Origin of the sequence: Labrys sp. 22185 (assembly GCF_052045555.1) — a bacterium.
In the GTDB taxonomy this organism is placed as follows: domain Bacteria; phylum Pseudomonadota; class Alphaproteobacteria; order Rhizobiales; family Labraceae; genus Labrys; species Labrys neptuniae.
Window position 1 is genome coordinate 1 of sequence record NZ_JBQEPH010000130.1, and the last position, 535, is coordinate 535.

Annotated in this window: 1 pseudogene; it reads left to right on the forward strand. The window is 62.8% G+C overall.

Features of this window, described 5'->3' with window-relative positions:
• Positions 1-535: pseudogene (locus ACTJKX_RS38260) on the forward strand (hypothetical protein); the annotation flags it as partial.

Consider the following 535-nt stretch of genomic DNA (forward strand, 5'->3'; position numbering starts at 1 on the left):
CGGCGATACCGCGGGCAAGAGCAATGTCGGTCCTGGCGGCACGGTGGATCTGAGCAACACCGACGGCAATATCGTCGTCGCCCATAACGGTCCGAACGCCACCTTCGATCTCGCCAAGAGCATCACGCTGGACAGCGTCACGGCGGGCGGCAACACGCTCAACGCCGCCGGCTTGACCGTGGGCAACACCACGGTGACCACCGACGGTCTCACCATCACCGGTGGGCCCAGCGTGACCACCGCAGGCATCGACGCAGGCAACAAGAAGGTCACTAATCTCGCCGACGGCAGTGATCCCAATGATGCGGTCAATTTCAGCCAGCTCAACACCGTCGCGACGTCGGTGACCAATCTCGGCAATAACGTCAACACGCTCGGCTCGACGACGGCCTCGACGCTGGGCGGGGGGGCAAGCTATGATCCTGCTACCGGCAAGATCGCTAATTTCAGCCAGACCGTGACGGCTGTCGACGACAAGGGCAATGCCGGGATTGCGAGCAAATATGACACGGTCGGCGGTGCGCTGACCCAGCTC